Raw genomic sequence first — 12289 nt, 5'->3', positions numbered from 1 at the left:
GGTGGCTGAACTGGGATCGGGCGTGCCGAGACGCTTCCCCATCCTCGTCGGATCCTTGGCTTTAGAGGGTCTGCAAAATTATCTTGTGATTTCAATAGAGTAGGTGTTCGCAGTTCTATCCTGACCAGCGCGCCATACTCGGCCAAAAGTGGGCACCATTGCCCGCGCGGTATCCTGCCCTTCGAAACAGCTTTGAAAAACTGCCTCGGCAGGGACTGAATGGCAGCCTTGGAGGAACTCGAGTCAGCGTCTGAACGGCAGGAATGGGCCGCTAAGCTGCCGGGCAGGGTAGGGGCCGGAGGCAGCCATTCCGATCACTGGCCAACACGTGGTGGGGGTCGCCTTTTTCTTTCATGCGGACCGATCCTGCGTACAATGGTTCCGCGATGCGCATGTCACCCGTCCTCGGCCTTCGCTGATCCGGAGTTTATTGAGTGATCTTCAACTGCGACACACTGGATCTCAGAGCCTTCATCGTCCTGATGGAGTTGTCCAATTTCCGTCGTGCTGCCGATGTCTTGAACATGTCGCAGCCGGCATTGTCTCGCCGAATCCAGAAGCTTGAAGCGACCGTGGGCGCGCAGCTGTTCCAGCGTACTACGCGGCAGGTTACGCCCACAGCCATCGGCCGTGAACTCGAGCCCTTGGCACGACGCCTGATCGACGAGTTCGATGCCTCCTTGTTCTCCTTCCGCGACGTCGGCGTTCGCCGGGCGGCACTCATCACCATGGCGTGCCTGCCGACGGCCGCGTTCTATTTCCTGCCGTCCTTCATCAAGGCATTCAACGCCGACTTCCCCGATGTCCGCATCCGGGTGCTCGATTTGACCGCCAATGCCGGTGTCGACGCTGTCTCGCGCGGCGAAGCCGAATTCGGCATTAACTTCATGGGGGCAGGCAGCTCGGAACTGGAATTCCTCCCCCTGGGTGAGGATCCCTTCGTGCTGGCAGCATTGAAGGATCATCCGCTCATGGCCAAAGAGGAAGTGGAATGGTCCGACCTGCATGGCCATCGGCTTATCACTGTCGATCGCTCGAGCGGCAATCGAACGCTGCTGGACGCCGCATTGGCCCGAGCCAATCTCAAGATCAACTGGTTCTTTGAAACCACCCACCTGTCGACGTCGCTGGGCTTCGTCGAAGCCGGGCTGGGCATATCGGTATTGCCTCGCCTGGCGACGCCCAGGAAGGGACACCCGATCATTACGACCCGCCCGCTTCGCTCTCCCGCCTTGTCGCGAACGATCGGAATAATCAAGCGCCGGAACTTCAGTCTCTCTCCGCCAGCGCAGCAGTTTGTGGATCGGCTCATGCAACAGTGGGGCAACTCCGATTGAGGGATCGCCAGGGCAGCCCCTGGCGACCCCCCATGATCAGGAGTTTTCGACAAAGACCTCGTCCCTCGAGCGCTTAATGGTCGGCAGCACCGCCATGACCAGCGCGATGACGGCCACCAGCAGCAGCCCCGCCGAGAGCGGCGAGCGAAGGAAGGTCGTCGGGTCGCCGTTGGAGATGATCAGCGCCTGACGCAGCTTTTGTTCGAGCAGGTCGCCGAGTACGAAACCCAGTGCCAGTGGCGCAGCTTCGAACCCCAGCTTGAACAGGGTGAATCCAACCAGGCCGAAGATCGCTGCCATGATCACCTGTGCCGGGTCGTTCGAGATCGAGAACAGGCCGATGCAGCAGAACACCACGATGCCGGGAAACAGCAGCCGATAGGGGATCTGCAGGAGCTTCACCCAAAGCCCGATCAGCGGCAGGTTGATGATGACGAGCATCAGGTTGCCGATCCACATCGAGGCGATCAGCCCCCAGAACAGGTCGGGATTGCGCTCGATCACCTGCGGTCCGGGCACGATGCCCTGGATCATCATCGCGCCCACCATCAAGGCCATGACCGCATTGGGTGGCAGGCCAAGCGTGAGCAGAGGGATGAAGGACGTCTGCGCACCGGCATTGTTGGCCGACTCGGGGCCAGCGACCGCCGCAGGCATCCCCTTGCCGAAGAGTTCGGGCGTTTTTGACAGACGTTTTTCGACCGCATAGCTGGCGAATGGCCCCAGAATGGCGCCGTTGCCCGGCAACACGCCGAGAATCGACCCGAGGGCCGTGCCGCGCAGCATCGGAGCAAAGTTCTGCTTGAGTTCGGTCCATGTCGGCCACAGACGGCCGATCGAGCCACGAACAACGTCGCGCTTTTCCGGATCGGCCAGGTTCTTGAAGATTTCGGCAAAGCCGAAAATGCCCATGGCTATGACGACGAATTCGATGCCGTCGTGCAGCATCGGAAGATCGAAGGTCATTCGCTCGCGACCGGTCTCCATGTCCGCGCCGATGCATGACAGCAGCACGCCCACGGCAATCATCGAGACCGCCTTGAGGATGGAACCGTGTGCCAGCACGACCGCGAGCACCAGGCCCATGATCATCAGCGAGAAGTATTCGGCCGGTCCGAACAGCAGGCCGAAGCGGGTCATCGGCACGCCGACGGCGGCGATGACGATGGTCGCCACCGTACCGGCGATGAACGAGCCTATGGCGGCAAGGCCCAGCGCTAGACCACCTTGGCCGTTTCGCGCCATCTGATGGCCATCAAGGGCCGTGACCACCGCGGTGGCTTCGCCCGGGATATTGACCAGAATTGCGGTCGTTGAGCCGCCGTACTGGGCGCCATAGTAGATGCCGGCCAGCATGATGAGCGCGCCGGTCGGATCAAGCGAGAGGGTCACCGGCAGCAGGATCGCGATCGTCGCGACCGGACCGACACCCGGCAACACCCCCACCAGCGTACCGATGAGGCAACCGAGAAAGCAGAGGCCGATATTCTTGAGCGTGAGGGCGACGGTGAAGCCGAGGCCTAGATTGGCGAATACTTCAAACATCTCAGAATCCGATCAACCATGGGGCCACGGGGATGGAGAGACCCAGGCCATAGCGGAAGACACCGACGCAGAATGCTGTCAGCAGCACGGCAAAGATCAGCAGTTCGCCGATCCGTGCTTCCTTGGCGGCGAGCCCCGAAGCGATGATGGCGAGTGGCGCCGCGACGGCCATGCCCAATGGCGGGATTGCCACCGGTCCGATCGAGGAGCCGCGAATGGTCAATGCGAAGGCGACCACCCCTAGGAACACCGGAAGGAACCGGGACAGTGGCCAGGTGCCGGTGCCCTCGCCTGGCTTGCGATAGGCAAGCACGAGCTGGACGATGCCGAGCAGGATGATCAGCCCGACCAGGAGCTTGGGCAGCAAGCCGGAGCCGACGCCGCCGCTCTTGGTAACAAAAGGAAGTTCCAGGCCAGCCCAGAGCATGACGGCGCCGAAGACCACCAGAGCCAGGCCGGCAAGGCCATCCTGGCTCCAGGGGAAGCGAGCGCTTGGTGGGCTTGCTTCGTCTGACATGGTCATTCCACCGAGATTTCGGCCGCCGCGACGACCTCGCCCCAGCGGGCACGCTCCTGGACCATGTAGGCGGCGAAATCGGCACCGACCAGCGTGGAGGGAACACCGCCGTCATTGGCGAGCTTTTCAAGGAAGGCCGGGTCGGCAAGCACCTCGGCAGTCGCGTCGGCCAGGCGCTGGCGGACATCTTCGGGAAGCCCCTTCGGTCCGAGCAGACCGTACCAGGCCGAGGCGGTATAGCCTTCAACGCCTGCTTCCTGGGCGGTCGGGACGTCGGGCAACTGCGTGAAGCGTTCGGAGCCGGTGACGGCCAAAGCCTTGAGCGTGCTGTCCTGAACCAGTCCGATAACCGACGGAATGGTGGTGATCATGAAATCGATGTGACCACCGACCAGATCGTTCACCGCCGGACCGGCGCCCTGATAAGGCACGTGCCTGATGTCGACGCCGGCAGTCTGGCCGAAGAGCACGGAGGCCAGATGGCTGGCCGAGGCATTGCCGGCCGAACCGTATACCAGTTGCCCGGTCTTGGCCGTTTCCACCAGTTCGCCGAGCGTCGCGACCGGCTGCTTGGGACCGACCACGACCACCAATGACGCGTCAGCGATCATGGCGATGGGATCGAGAGCCTCGGCAGGATCGGCAGGCAACTCGAACAGATGGGGATTAACGACCATCGGTCCCTGGTTGCCGATCAGCAGCGTGTAACCGTCTGGCTCAGCCTCGGCGACCACCTCGGTGCCGATATTGGCCGCGGCGCCGGGTCGGTTCTCGACAATGACACGACCGCCAAGGGCCTGCTCGAGGCGGGCCGCGAACAGGCGAGCGATGGCGTCGGTGCCACCTCCGGCGGCGTAAGAAACGACCAGCGTGATTGGCTTGTTGGGGTAGTCCGATTGCGCAAATACGGGTGCGGTCGAGCCAAGTGCAGCGGCCAGGCCCAGCGCCACCACGGCGCGACGATTGAGTTTCAGCATGGATTTTCCTCCCTTGGGATTGTTGGTTGACCGGCCCTCCTGGCCGGGCATGTTAGGCTTTTCTTCGTACCAGTGCCGATCCTTCGAAGAGGCGGCGGCATGTTCGCATGACATAGACGACAGGCACGTTTCCCGATGCCTGGTTCTCAACCCGCACCGTCATGCGACCGGTGGGGTGTTCGAAGGTCAGCTCTGCCGGAGCGGACCAATTGTTCAAGGCTCTGTTGACCACCGTTCCGGCAACGGTCGCCGCCATGGCGACCGTGACCGCGCCAGTGGTCGCCAGTGATGTGTGGCAGGTGAGCGGCGTGAAATAGCGTATTGCGAGGTCGCCGCCTTTGGCCGGGGCGCCGATAAGGATGGGCTTGGGCAGCACTGAGTTGGCGACATCGCCAAATCCCATGCGCAAGCCGGCCTCCCGGCGGATCGACTCCAGCTGACGCGCAAAGTCGTCATTGGCCTCAAGTGAACGGGCGGTTTCCGAACCGGTCAGCCCAAATTCCTCGGCCAGCAGGATGACGGCGGAAGTGGCTCCGTCGATCAGTGTCGCGCTACGCCCCTGGATGGTCTCCATGACGGCGTTCGTGGGAAGCAGACGGCCGGTTTTTGCGCCGACGGCATCGTGAAACGCGAGGAAAACAGGTGCAGCATCTCCCGGCACGCCGTCGATCGTGGCGTCACCCTGGTAGCGCACTTCTCCCCGAGGGGTATGAATGCGCGCTTCGATGATCTTCCCGGTGTTGACGTTGTGAACCTTTACCCGGGTTTCCCCATCGCGCGCCGCCACAAGGCCGGCCGAGATCGCGAAGGGGGCCACGGCGGAAAGCATGTTGCCGCAGTTGGGAGCGGTGTCGACCAGGGCGGTATCGACCTTCACCTGGGCGAACAGATAGTCGACATCAGCGTCGGCACGGGTTGCCGGCCCCACGATCGCCACCTTCGACGAAAGAGTATTGCCGCCGCCGATGCCGTCGATCTGCAGCGGATGGCCCGAACCCATGATCTCGACCAAAAGAGCGTCGCGCTCGGTCGGATCGGCAGGCAGGTCGCTGGCGAGGAAAAAGGGGCCCTTGGACGTGCCGCCTCGCATTATCACGCATGGAATTCGCAACAAATCGTCCTGCATGGACGGCCACTCCCTGTTCGCCCATGGAGATGCCTGAGCCGAGCAGGGATGTGAATTGCGTTGTTTTTGGCGATTGATGTGAAAAGAGCATCAATCCGAGGCGGGGCCGCCGAGGCAGACCGGCAGGTTCGAGTTCCTCGAAGCGATTGGTCAAACCGATTAGCCTGGGTCTCGCATTGGCCCGGAGCGCCGCTATCGCGTCTTGAGCCAATTGCCAGGCTGACGGGCGAAGGCACTAATTCGCACCTGGCCGAATGCTCGAGGTCGCTGATCTATCGGTGCGTCCTTCGCACCGACACCCTCAGGCTACTTGCGCTTGCCGTCGTTGAAGACGTGCAACTGTCCTGCGCGCGGAGAAAGATAGACCTGCTGGTTCGGCGTCACGGAAACCTCGCCCTCGGTTCTGACGGTCATGGAGCCGATGTCTTCCACATCCACATAGCTGAGGGTTTCCGAGCCCAGATGCTCGGCGTGGCGGAGCCGCCCCGTCCAGAGACCGGACGTGGTCGAAATATCCAGATGCTCCGGCCGGATGCCGACCAGATCACCCCCCAATGCCCTGGCCGCTTGGCCCTCGAGGAAGTTCATGCGCGGCGAGCCGATGAAGCCGGCGACGAAAGGCGTCGCGGGAGCGCGATAGAGGTCCATCGGGGCGCCCGCCTGTTCGATGCGGCCGCCGTTAAGCACCACGATCCGATCGGCCATAGTCATGGCCTCGACCTGGTCGTGGGTCACATAGACCATGGTGGCCCCGATGCGGGTGTGCAGTTCCGCCAGCTCGACGCGCATCTGCGCCCGCAGCGCGGCGTCAAGATTGCTGAGCGGTTCGTCGAACAGGAAGACCTTCGGCTTGCGCACGATAGCGCGACCGATCGCAACGCGCTGGCGCTGGCCGCCAGAGAGCTGTCGCGGCTTGCGCTCCAGCAGCTTGTCGAGCTGGAGGATCGCCGCGGCATCGGCGACACGCTTGGCCACTTCGTCCTTGGGCAGACCTGACAGCTTGAGTCCGAAGCCGATATTGTCGGCCACCGTCATGTGCGGGTAGAGCGCGTAGCTCTGAAACACCATGGCAATGCCGCGTTCGGAGGGATCGCGATGCGTCACGTCCTCGCCGCCAATGGTGATACTGCCCGCGGTGACCTCTTCAAGACCCGCAATCATGCGCAGCAGAGTGGACTTGCCGCAGCCGGAAGGGCCAACCAGCACGGTGAACGAGCCATCTTCGATGGTGAGATCGAGCTCGGGGATGACCTCCACCGCACCATAGCCCTTGCGAACGGATGAAAAACGCACGTCAGCCATTGTTAGCCTCCTCGATATCGCTACTGCGGGTGGAGACCGTGCCCTCAAGCGCGGTAAACCCGGTGTCGGAGAACAGGGACAGATTGGTGCCGGCGACCTTGTAGTAGCGGAAGCTCAGCGCGCGGAAATCGTTGATGTAGAGAATGCCGAGCCCGAGCACGGGGTCGATGACGAGGTCGAGCCGATACCGGCCGTCCTCGGGCACGGGATAGCGCACCGTCGGCGCGAAGTTGGTGTCGCCGTTGTAGCGAAAGCTGGCCACGCCACTCGCATCATCCAGCTCGATGGAACTGACACGGCCGGTATTGCCCGCCGTCAATGCGATTCCGAAGCGGTCGCCATTGGCGATAGCGAGCGAGGCCGTGATCAGGATTGGCGTATCGGCCCGGCCCAGGTCGGTGGCATCGAGCCGGATGGTCTGCCGTTCGGTGTCGAACTGGGAGCGGATCATGTCGGGCAGGCGCACGCCCAGCACTCCTTCGCTGGTGCGCTCCAGTTGATGCACCACCAGATCGCCGCCCCAGACAAAGTCCATAGCGTCCTTGCGCAACTGCTTGTGTGGAACCCAGCCGAACAGGAGCCGCTCATCCTCGCTTCCGGCGGATTTTCCGGCATAGAACCCCTTGCCGTCCAGTGCATCGAAGGGACCGTAGGCATAGGGGCCGTCGCTGGTCTTGGCGCTCAGATGACGAACCTGCCGGGAATTGCCGCGCTGATCCGAATAAAGCAGGAACCAGTCGTCGCCTGCCGGGAAAAGATCTGGCACTTCGAGGTTGAGGTCCGAGACCTCGCTGTAGAGCGGAGCACTCACCATCCAGGTTTCGAGATCGGTCGACGTATAAAGGCCGACGGCGGCCTTGCCATCGTGACGGGTGGTCATCAGCATCCACCAGGCGTTGACCTCGGCATTCCAGAACACGAAGGGGTCGCGGAAATCCCACTCGTCATAGGTCGGCGTGCCGGCAAACGCGTCACCATCCTGCTTTTGCCACGGGCCGCCAAGGGCAGGCGCGGTGGCGTGCATGGTCACTTCCTTGGGCTGCGCCTCCGGGTCATGGCCGGTGTAGAAGATGTGGTACTGCCCGTCGTCGGCGCGCACCACGCTGCCGGAGCCCGTCCAGTAGTCCGGCGCGCCGGACTCGCCCACCGGAATGGCTTCGACAGGCGCGGAATAGCTGATCAGGTCACTGGTTTGAGTGAGCCACCAGGGGTGCCGTCCTTTGTTTTGCAGGTAGAACACCGAATAGACACCGTCGTCCGCGTAAGGATTGGGGTCGCCTACGCCTGCCGTCTCGCCGGCGAAGTAGATCGCCTGCTGCCCATGGGCAGCCGAGCCAAGAAGGGTCATGGCGAGGAGTGCAGCGATCAGTGGGTTCCTCGCCCTAGACATTTTCCAGTGCCTTCAGGGTCGTGACTGTAACCACGCCGGCCGGGTGCTCGGGGAAGAACAGGTTGGTGATCCAGACCTGGCCGTCGCTTGTGCCCAGTTCGGCCAGGCCGCGGTCGACATAGAGTTCGAGCGCCAGCGGTCCGTCGGTGGGATAGGCCAGATCGACGATGTAGTTGTGTGCGAAATCGGGCATGCCGGCGACATCGGCACGGATGGTCCTGATGGTCGCGGTGGTGCCGGAGGTCCGGTGCGCAACGAAGTGGGGGCTGCGCTCGCCGAACAAGGCGATGGCCGCCTGCTGCCCCACCGCCAGGTCGATCGCGATGTCCTGCCGATAGGTGCCCGTCGCGCCGGTGTGGGCCACAAATGCTTGTTTCACACCCGCCGGAATTTGCTGGGCGAGACGAAGACCCTGTTGTGTCTCGACCAGATGCATCTCGCGGGGCAGAGACATGACGCCCCGGAAGGCCTGGGTAGGGGTGGTGCGGGCATAGGTCCAGTTGCTGGCCCAGGCGATATTGACCGGCGCGGCGCCGGTACGGTCGAAGAAGGTCTGGGCGGCGTAGAAGTCGCGCCCATAATCGAGCCAGAGTTCAGTCTCAGGTGCATTCGCATTGACGAAGCGGTGGCCGTCGAACTGGCCGACGAAATACTGGTTGCCCGAACCAGGGCCATAGGCCCCGGAGCCGATGCCAACCAGCAGGATCCAGTGTTCCGACCCATCCGGAGCCCGCATGGCGACGAGATCAGGGCATTCCCACGGGCCGTCGCTGTGCCGACCGTCCGTCTCGCCGAACGCGCTCTCGAAGGTCCAGTCGATCAGGTCAGTCGAAGAGTAAAAGCCGATGGATTGGCCCTGGGTCACAGCCATGATCCAGCGGGCGGTAGCTGCATGCCAGATCACCTTGGGATCGCGGAAGCACTCAAGCCCTGGATTGTCGATCACCGGATTGGCTGGTTCCGGGGTGAAGGCGGTGAGGGCCCGGTCGGCATGGACCAGGCACTGCGTCTGGAAGTCTCGGTCGTCGGGTCTCTGGTGAGCGGTATAGAATAGCTTCAGCTCGCCATTGGCCGTCTCGATCGCGCTGCCGGAAAAGCAGGTGCCCAACTCGGTTGGATGGAGCGCCACCGGAAGTTCTTCCCAGGTCACTAGGTCAGTGCTGCGGGCGTGGCCCCAATGCATCGGCCCGTGCAGCGTGCTGTCGGGATCGTGCTGGAAGAACAGGTGATAGGCGCCATCGATCCGGATCATGCCATTGGGGTCGTTCAGCCAGCCGGCGCGTGGTGCGAAGTGAAACTGCGGACGGAATTTTTCGGACACGGCGGACTAACCTTTGACACCCGAGCTCATCACCGAGGCGATGAACTGGCGCTGCATGATGAGGAAGAAAAGAATGACGGGTATGGCCATCGAAACCGCGAAGGCCATGATGTTGCCCCAGGCGGCCTGGTTGGTGCCGAAATAGGCGGACATCGCCACCGAGAGCGGCCGGTATTCGGGACCGCGAGTGACCATGACCGGCCACAGATAGGCATTCCAGATTTCGAGGAACTGCAGCACGGCGATCGCCGAGATCACCGGCTTGGATAGCGGCATGGCGACATAGCGGTAGATCTGGAAGAACGAAAACCCGTCGATCCGCGCCGCCTCGATCAGTTCCTTGGGCAGGCGCGAGAAGAATTGGTAGAAAAGAAATATCGACATGGCGTTGGCGACGCCGGGAATGATCTGCACCTGGTAGCTGTCGATCAGCCCCGCCCAGCTCGCCAGCATGAGCTGCGGCAGCACTAGGCTTTCGCCGGGGACTGCAAGAGTAGCCAGGATCAGGATCATCACCAGCTTGCGCACCTTGAGCGTGCCTTGCGCCAAAACGAATGCGGCCATGGAATTGAAGAGGATCGACAGCAGCAGAGTTGATCCGGTGATCAGCAGCGTATTCCACAGATAGCGCGCAAACGGATGCACGGGGTCGGTCCACACCTGCACATAGTTTTCGAGGGAGAATACCTGCGGGATGAAGGAGCGGATCGAGCCCATGGACACCATGATGTCCTGCTCGTTGGGATTGAGGCTGATGGTCACCATCATCAGCAGCGGCAGCAGCACGCCCAAAGCGAGGATGCCGGCAAAGAGCAGCGGCAGCACGGCGCCGCGCGGAATGCGCAATGCGGTCATCACGCCTCTCCCTCGTTCTTGAGGAACTTGCGCTGCAGCAGGGCGATGGCGGTGACGGCGAGGAAGAAGAACACCGCCACGGCCGAGGCATAGCCGACCTTCTGAGTCGCATAGCCCTGTTGGAACAGATATTGGATGATAGTGGTCGTCGCCCCGTTGGGCCCACCCTTGGTCAGGATGTTGACCTGGGTGAACAGCTTGAGCGCCCCGATGGTGGTGATGATGAGCAGGAAGATGTTGACGTTGCGCAGTCCGGGCCAGGTGACATAGCGGAACCGCTGCCAGCTCTTGGCGCCGTCCAGCTTGGCAGCCTCATAGAGGTCCTGCGGAATGTCCTGCAGGCCCGCCAGGTAGATCAGCATCTGGTAGGGGAATGTGGCCCAGGCCGAGAGCACGACTATCGAAATCATGGCGGTGGAGGAGTTGCCGATCCAGTCGACATAATTCCCCGGGCCAGAGAACACTTGGTAAGCCGCGTTGAGCGGGCCATTGGGGATACGGAACAGCACGGCCCAGATGGCAACGATAACGGTCATCGGCAGCAGCAGCGGCAGGATGGCGATGGCCCGGAACACGCTACGGAACGGGATTGCGGCATTGAGGATCAGCGCCGCGCCCAGTGAAATGGCGAGCTGGAACGGCACGACTAGCAGGGCGAACAGCACCGTGTTCCAGATTGCCTGCCAGAACAGCGGATCATCGAACATGCGGGAGTAATTGGTGAAGCCGATCATCTTGGTGGGGATCGGTCGTGGCACAAGTCGCTGGTCTGTGAAGGAGAACCAGATCGAGAGCGCGAACGGCACGACGATCAGCGCGGTGAGAAAGATCACGGCAGGCAGTAGCATGGCCAGTTCCTGCCGCTGGCTCCGAGATTTGATCGACATGGGGCTCCTCCGGTCCGGCTTTGCGCCTGGACGAATGGGACGCGGCGACGCCGCCGCGTCCCGCTGGGTTACTCGCCGAAGGGCGGGTATCCGTCGTTGTCGGCGATGTCCTGATCGATGGTCTGCGCCGCACGATCGAGTTCGGCCTTCACGTCGACGTCGCCGGAGAGAATGTTGACGACGGCCTGCGACCAGGCCGAGGTGATGACAGGGTAGGCCGGGTGTACCGGGCGCACCACGGCGCAGCACTCGGCGAGCTTGGCGAAGAGTTCGCCTTCGCCACCTTCGCCATAGGTAGCCGAGAGCGGGATGGCCGAGGTGCGGGACGGCACATAGCCGGTGGTATCGGCATAGGCCGCGACCTGCTCGCTCGACATGGCGTAGTTGAGGAAGAGCTTGACGTCTTCAAGGTTGGTCGAGCTCGTGGGCACGGCCCAGCCCCAGCCGCCATTGGCGGAAACCGGACCGGCGGCGCCGAACTTCGGCGGCGGGATCAGCACGAGATCGTCGCCCAGCCCTTCGCGGTGAGCCGGCCACATCCAGTTGCCGACCCATGACAAGGCCGCAGTCTTTTCGCCGTAGAACTTGTTGTCGCCGGCGCTGGCCGGAACGATCCATTCGTTCTTGTTCCAGGTCTGCAGCTCGGTCAGCGTCTCGATATTGGCAGCGGAATTGATCGTGCCTTCGGCCGTCCAGGTGGTGCGGTCGATGAGGTCGCCGCCATTGGACTGTGCCAGCGGCGAGAAGCCGTAGGTCATCCACTCGCCGGCGCCATAGTTCATCTTGACGTCCAGCGGCCATTCGACCTCGGGCAAGGCAGCGAGCTTTTCCAGCGCATCGCGCATCTCGTCGCGGGTCCAGGCATCCTCGACTGATGTCGGGATGCGCACGCCGGCCTTCTCGAGGAGGGCCTTGTTGCCCCACAGGATCGTACCGGAGTCATAGGGGCTGACGAAGTAGAATTCACCGGCCGGGCCATAGGTGCCCTGATCCTTGATGGCAGGAAGCAGGTCAGCCAGGATTTCCGGATCG

Annotated in this window: 11 protein-coding genes; 1 reads left to right on the top strand and 10 read right to left on the bottom strand. The window is 62.5% G+C overall.

Annotated elements, in window-relative coordinates:
* The first annotated feature begins 434 nt into the window (after window positions 1-434).
* Window positions 435-1337: a LysR family transcriptional regulator gene (locus V6M52_RS09580; RefSeq protein ID WP_332691399.1), complete on the top strand. Its 903-nt coding sequence runs from the start codon at window positions 435-437 to the stop codon at window positions 1335-1337.
* Window positions 1338-1373: 36 nt separating this feature from the next.
* On the opposite strand, the gene V6M52_RS09575 is transcribed toward V6M52_RS09580, so the two are convergent.
* The 10 genes from V6M52_RS09575 to V6M52_RS09530 form a co-directional block, all read right to left on the bottom strand.
* On the bottom strand, window positions 1374-2882 hold the full coding sequence (locus V6M52_RS09575; protein ID WP_332700851.1) for a tripartite tricarboxylate transporter permease: 1509 nt from the start codon (window positions 2880-2882) through the stop codon (window positions 1374-1376).
* A 1-nt stretch (window position 2883) separates the two neighbouring features.
* On the bottom strand, window positions 2884-3399 hold the full coding sequence (locus V6M52_RS09570) for a tripartite tricarboxylate transporter TctB family protein (RefSeq protein WP_332700850.1): 516 nt from the start codon (window positions 3397-3399) through the stop codon (window positions 2884-2886).
* Between the two features lie 2 nt (window positions 3400-3401).
* Window positions 3402-4376 carry a Bug family tripartite tricarboxylate transporter substrate binding protein gene (locus V6M52_RS09565; protein WP_332691407.1) on the bottom strand — a complete coding sequence of 325 codons (975 nt, stop codon included), beginning with the start codon at window positions 4374-4376 and terminating at the stop codon, window positions 3402-3404.
* A 52-nt stretch (window positions 4377-4428) separates the two neighbouring features.
* Complete coding sequence (locus V6M52_RS09560) at window positions 4429-5502, bottom strand: 4-oxalomesaconate tautomerase (protein WP_332700849.1); 1074 nt, start codon at window positions 5500-5502, stop codon at window positions 4429-4431.
* A gap of 306 nt (window positions 5503-5808) precedes the next feature.
* Window positions 5809-6804 (bottom strand): ABC transporter ATP-binding protein, encoded by a 996-nt coding sequence (locus tag V6M52_RS09555; RefSeq protein WP_332700848.1) that lies wholly within the window; start codon window positions 6802-6804, stop codon window positions 5809-5811.
* The gene (locus V6M52_RS09550; protein WP_332700847.1) at window positions 6797-8152 is read right to left on the bottom strand and encodes a hypothetical protein; all 1356 of its coding nucleotides are present in this window, start codon (window positions 8150-8152) and stop codon (window positions 6797-6799) included. Before V6M52_RS09550 ends, V6M52_RS09555 begins: the two co-directional genes overlap by 8 nt.
* A 34-nt stretch (window positions 8153-8186) precedes the next feature.
* The gene (locus tag V6M52_RS09545) at window positions 8187-9515 is read right to left on the bottom strand and encodes a glycoside hydrolase family 32 protein (RefSeq protein WP_332700846.1); all 1329 of its coding nucleotides are present in this window, start codon (window positions 9513-9515) and stop codon (window positions 8187-8189) included.
* 6 nt (window positions 9516-9521) lie between these two features.
* The gene (locus V6M52_RS09540; RefSeq protein ID WP_332691420.1) at window positions 9522-10370 is read right to left on the bottom strand and encodes a carbohydrate ABC transporter permease; all 849 of its coding nucleotides are present in this window, start codon (window positions 10368-10370) and stop codon (window positions 9522-9524) included.
* A complete protein-coding gene (locus V6M52_RS09535; RefSeq protein WP_332700845.1) occupies window positions 10370-11257 on the bottom strand; it encodes a carbohydrate ABC transporter permease in 888 nt (295 codons plus the stop codon). The genes V6M52_RS09540 and V6M52_RS09535 overlap by 1 nt, the downstream gene beginning before the upstream one ends.
* A 68-nt stretch (window positions 11258-11325) precedes the next feature.
* Window positions 11326-12289, bottom strand: a 964-nt coding sequence (locus tag V6M52_RS09530; protein ID WP_332700844.1) for an extracellular solute-binding protein, incomplete at its 5' end; no start/stop codon positions are given.

This window comes from Devosia sp. (genome assembly GCF_036676215.1).
In the GTDB taxonomy this organism is placed as follows: Bacteria; Pseudomonadota; Alphaproteobacteria; order Rhizobiales; family Devosiaceae; genus Devosia.
The sequence above is the reverse complement of the archived record's forward strand: the minus strand, read 5'-3'. Positions and strand labels throughout refer to the sequence as shown.

Excerpts from the sequence above, each read along its gene's own strand:
- V6M52_RS09565 (WP_332691407.1), bottom strand. The coding sequence starts at position 4,376 with ATGCTGAAACTCAATCGTCGCGCCGTGGTGGCGCTGGGCCTGGCCGCT.
- V6M52_RS09535 (WP_332700845.1), bottom strand. The coding sequence starts at position 11,257 with ATGTCGATCAAATCTCGGAGCCAGCGGCAGGAACTGGCCATGCTACTG.
- V6M52_RS09540 (WP_332691420.1), bottom strand. The coding sequence starts at position 10,370 with ATGACCGCATTGCGCATTCCGCGCGGCGCCGTGCTGCCGCTGCTCTTT.
- V6M52_RS09575 (WP_332700851.1), bottom strand. The coding sequence starts at position 2,882 with ATGTTTGAAGTATTCGCCAATCTAGGCCTCGGCTTCACCGTCGCCCTC.
- V6M52_RS09550 (WP_332700847.1), bottom strand. The coding sequence starts at position 8,152 with ATGACCCTTCTTGGCTCGGCTGCCCATGGGCAGCAGGCGATCTACTTC.
- V6M52_RS09555 (WP_332700848.1), bottom strand. The coding sequence starts at position 6,804 with ATGGCTGACGTGCGTTTTTCATCCGTTCGCAAGGGCTATGGTGCGGTG.
- V6M52_RS09570 (WP_332700850.1), bottom strand. The coding sequence starts at position 3,399 with ATGTCAGACGAAGCAAGCCCACCAAGCGCTCGCTTCCCCTGGAGCCAG.
- V6M52_RS09560 (WP_332700849.1), bottom strand. The coding sequence starts at position 5,502 with ATGCAGGACGATTTGTTGCGAATTCCATGCGTGATAATGCGAGGCGGC.